Source organism: Stieleria sp., assembly GCF_041595215.1.
Lineage (GTDB): Bacteria > Planctomycetota > Planctomycetia > Pirellulales > Pirellulaceae > Stieleria > Stieleria magnilauensis.
The window spans coordinates 1-4,507 of record NZ_JBFHKV010000733.1 but is presented as its reverse complement, the minus strand read 5'-3'; the positions used below and the strand labels follow the sequence as shown (position 1 = coordinate 4,507).

The window sequence follows — 4,507 nt, the reverse complement described above, 5'->3', positions numbered from 1 at the left end:
TGTCGTCGCGGTCAGGCTGACCGTTTGAACCGACGCGACGCTGGACAGTGTCGTGATTTGGCTCGTGTTGAGCGCGCCGGTGTCCACCAATGTGATGTCGCCCAACGCTCCGACGCCCAACGTGGTCAGGCTGTAGCTGGCTGCATCGGCGGAGAATGTCGTGCCGATCCCGATCCCACCACCGGCATTGATCACCAGTGCATTCGCAGTCACCGTCGCTCCGCCGTCGACGTCTCCCGCCAAGGCGATCAAGGTGACATTGTCATTGCCATCACCGGTCGCGCCTCCGATCGTCAAGTCTCCGGTCGTCGCGGTGACTTGGATCGACTGTGCCGTGGCGTCGGTTGCAGCGGTCAGACTTGCCCCATCGGCTTCGACCAGTGTGATGTCGCCGGCGTTGCCAGAGCCGCCGGTTGTCAGGTCCAATGAATCGACGTCCGTGTTGAACGTGGTTGCTGTCCCGATGCCACCCGAGGCGTCCAATCTCAATGCGGCGGCGGTCACGGTGCCCCCACCATTGATGTTGCCGCCGGTCGTGGTGATCTCGGCATTGCCGACTCCGGCATCAATCGCCGCACCGATCTTTACGTTGCCGGTGTGTTCGATTTTCATCAGACCACCGCCGGTGGTAATCGCGCCACCGGAGTTATCAAAGTTGACTCCAGAGGAAGTGAACGTTCCTCCGCCGGTGGTCACGACATCCTTGACCAGTACATCGCCTTCGCCCGTTTTTTGATCGGTTTGAGTCACGCTGTTGTCATTGGCGACCAATTCGACGTTCAAGGTCCCCGTTGCCGTCGTGATCGTGCCTCGTAGATCGATGGTACCCGCGGCGATCAGTTTCAGCGTGACTGTTTGCGCCGTACTGAGGACGATATCCGCGTTCGCATTGAGCTGGATGTCGCCATCATCGCTGTTGTCACTGGTGCTGCCGGAATCCGTGGTGATCGTGACGCTGGTGCCCGCATCAAGTGCTGCGTTGATGATGTCGTCACCGATATTTGCATTGTTCCCGCTGGGCGTGAAGAGTCCGCCTGTGTTGGGGATGTTGTTTTGTGTCGAGCCGTCGGAGATCGTGACATCTAAGGGGTCCAACAACCATGATCCCGCAACACCCATTGCGGCACTGGCGTTGACCGAGCTGGCGGTCACGTCAAGCGACACTTTTCCCGACGTTTCAATCAGGCCTCCGTCACCGCCCAGCCTGCCCCCGCGTGCCGAGATGGTGCCATGCATCCGCGTGGTGTGGTCGGCCCAGACAACCACTTTGCCGCCACGTCCGTTGTCGAGCGAGTCGGCACGAACGATCGAGTCTTGAGAGACATAGGTGACGTAAGCGTTTTTCACTTCGCCCTTGCCCAAATAATCGCCTCCGATCAAGACCGTTCCGCCACCGGCTGACCCCGACGCATCGATGCGTGCTTGTTCCAGCAAGCCGACATGGAATCCCAACACATGAACGACACCGCCTTGATGTCCCGCTTGGTCGGACGAAACGTCGATCCGTCCGCGGACAATCGCAACGCCAGTTTCACCGCTATCGAGGGAGACGAAGCCGGCGGAGGCATCGATGGAGCCGTCCATTTCGAGCGACGGACCGGAAAGTTCCACGGTGCCGCCGTGATTGACAATGCTGCCGGTGGTAGTGAGCGTCAGTTCCTCGGTCGCGACGAATTCAACTTCGGCATGATCGGTGTGAATCGCGGAGGACAGCTGCACGTTGCCCGCCGTCACGCGAACGTCACCGCCGCCCAGATTCGTTGCGCCGGAAAACACGATCAAATCGTTGTCGTCGCCCTGGAAAACAAAGCTTGCCCCGAATGAATCAGACAGTCCCTTGACGTCGACGTGATCGGCATCGGTTTCACCGTCCATGTCAGATACGATTCGCAAGGATTCATTCGGATCATCGAAGGACATCGTGAATGGCGATTGCGAATCGATGTTCGCGTCAAACGATTGCCAGACCTGCAATTGGCTGACTCCCGCGACGTCCGATTGATCCAGCGTGACCCGATCGGCATCGTTGCCCAGCTGGACGGTCAAACGGTCCACGCTCAGGTCGTGGCTCAAATCCTCGATGCCCTCGAACTGAAATGCTGAGCCGCCGGCGGCGGAACGGAGATCGGTGTGCACGACACCGGGAGACTCAATGGCGTGGATCAGCGACTCGATGTGCGCGGCGGTGACGATCCGAACCGAATCCTGGCCTTGTCCGCCATCAAACCGGATCGTCTGTTCGGCCATCGTGCCGTCACCGAGATCGATGACGAGGGAATCATCGTCAGCGGAACCGTGGATGGTGATGGTGTCGACTTGGTCGACCGAAACGCTGTTGACGCGTTCGCCGTTGACGCTGACGTGGACCTGATCCTGATCGACTTGCAAATGAAACGCATCGGCGTGGCCGTCGTTGGCGTCCGCGCCGGCGTCGACGACCAATTCGCTGGCCAAACCATCGCCGTTGAGCACACGGCGGGTTTCCAGTCGCGTGACGTTCAATTCCGCGAAAAGTTCCTCTCTCCGCCGATCGATTCGTCTTCGACGCACCGGTGGGCGTCCACCGGTGAGCTTTCGAATCCAATTGGGGAGTTTCATGATGACGAGCTCGGAATCAACAAGGCGACCTGACGTTGGACCTATCTGCCGGGCAAGGAGTTCCCTGCATTCTTCCCGGCCGATGACCGCCTGCTGATCGGTCGGGACCCGGCGTGACCCCGACAGACCGGCAAATGGTACGAAACGAACAGCCGAAAGAAGCGTTCTCTTACCGACGATTGACGCAACCTTCAGATTTTAACACATCGCCCCTGGATCACCGTCAGAAACACTGACAGGTCCGCAACCGTCCCGGTGTAATTTCGGTACAAACGGATCAGATTCCCAGGCTTTGCGGAATCTCGATCGGCTTGAGTCACAATTCTGGGCAACTGATGCACTTGCTCTGGATGTAGCGGTCCTGCCTGTTTGATCGCGCAACGCCAGAAACTGCAGTCCGATGTCCGTCGGCGACGAAGCCATCTCTTGCTCCAGGTACTCTGTCCTCCATTCACAGCGGCCGCCCTCGGCGGCCTCGAGATCTGAGCGGCTGATTTGACACGCTGATTGAACACACGGTGCATCTACACGATGCATCCACACGTTGCATCAACACGCTGGAAAGTGACTGGCCATGACCGACTCGGCAATCCGCTCGACGCGATCGCTCCGCATTCGACGTCGAAACACCCTTGATTCGTTGTGCCGCAGGGGCGTGGCCACATTGGCCTGTGCCACCTCGATGCTGACCGCCACCCCTCTGGCCGCCTGGGGCGCCGACATCGACCGCGCCGTGCCGATCACCACTGTGCCGATCACCACCGACCCGACCGCCACCATCGTTCGACTCGCCCCCAGGATTTTGATCAGCAACCCAGCCGAAATCAACGTTTCTGCGAGCAAGACATCGAATCAGTCGCGGCGTCATTGGAACCCACCGACGCTCGTTTCCCAAGCGACCTTTTCCTCGCTCCATCAGGCCGGCCAAGCACCGGCGGCGTCGGAGCCGTCGACGCAACAACCATTCGAATCACTGCCCCGACCGTCCGCCGACAACACGGTCGAAGTGGAAGTGGAGGTGCCGGCATTGGTGCAGCCCGTGCCCGTGTCACAACCGCCGGGGCTGTTGCCGATCCGCCGTGAACCCGCCGCCGAGTCCAACGACGAAGGCTCCCGGACCTTCGATTCATTTGACGACCCACAGCCGGAGCTGATCGAGAGCGACGTGTTGGATTTGGGAGACAGGCAGTTCGGTCGCGATGTCATGCGGCACGAACGTGTCACAGCCACACCTCAATCCACGGGTGCGTGGCTGGACGTTCGCCCTCGAGGCCTGGGCGAGTCATCGCAGCTGGTTGCCGACGCGGATCTGCCCGGCGATACCAGTGGCCTGCCGCGGCACGATTCTGTTCCGCATCTGACCTCGTTGCATCGGTCTGACTTGACCATGCGAGACTTTTGGGCGGGCGCATCGTTTTGCCACCAGCCGCTGTATTTTGAAGACAACCGATTGGAACGCTACGGCGCGATCCGTGGTCCGCTGAAACGCGTGCCGGCGGTCCACTCAGGGATCCACTTCGCATGGAAAGCCGGTGTCTTGCCGTTGTCTGCGGCCATCGATCCGCCCTGCAGTTCCGTTCGCAGCGGCTACCACACGCCACCGTTGAAACGGTTGATCAGATAACCGTTTTGAAGGTGCGTGAGAGGACGCGGAGCACACGTTGGCTGAGCGGTTGCGATTGAACCGAAATCTTTGCCCGACCGCGAGCGCCGATCAATAGCGGCACATCGGTCGGATCGAGTTGAACGTGGGCCTTGTAAGACGTCGTTTCCGGTCGCAGCACGCCGGCCTGGTCGACACGACTGGAGAGTTGTTGATCCACCGCCAATTCCGTTGGAACACTTTTCACACTCACTCGTGAAATCTCTGTCACCGTGCCTGCGATGACTTCACCGCCGGCGATGTCCA

3 protein-coding genes are annotated in these 4,507 nt (G+C 59.9%); 1 reads left to right on the top strand and 2 read right to left on the bottom strand.

The window, feature by feature from the left end:
* A partial coding sequence (locus tag ABX749_RS23315; RefSeq protein ID WP_372898107.1) for a beta strand repeat-containing protein occupies window positions 1-2,598 on the bottom strand: 2,598 nt, incomplete at its 3' end.
* Window positions 2,599-3,172: 574 nt separating this feature from the next.
* On the opposite strand from ABX749_RS23315, the gene ABX749_RS23310 reads away from it, so the two are divergent.
* Window positions 3,173-4,222: a hypothetical protein gene (locus tag ABX749_RS23310; protein WP_372898106.1), complete on the top strand. Its 1,050-nt coding sequence runs from the start codon at window positions 3,173-3,175 to the stop codon at window positions 4,220-4,222.
* Here ABX749_RS23310 and ABX749_RS23305 read toward each other — a convergent pair.
* A partial coding sequence (locus tag ABX749_RS23305; RefSeq protein ID WP_372898105.1) for a hypothetical protein occupies window positions 4,215-4,507 on the bottom strand: 293 nt, incomplete at its 5' end. The genes ABX749_RS23310 and ABX749_RS23305 overlap by 8 nt on opposite strands.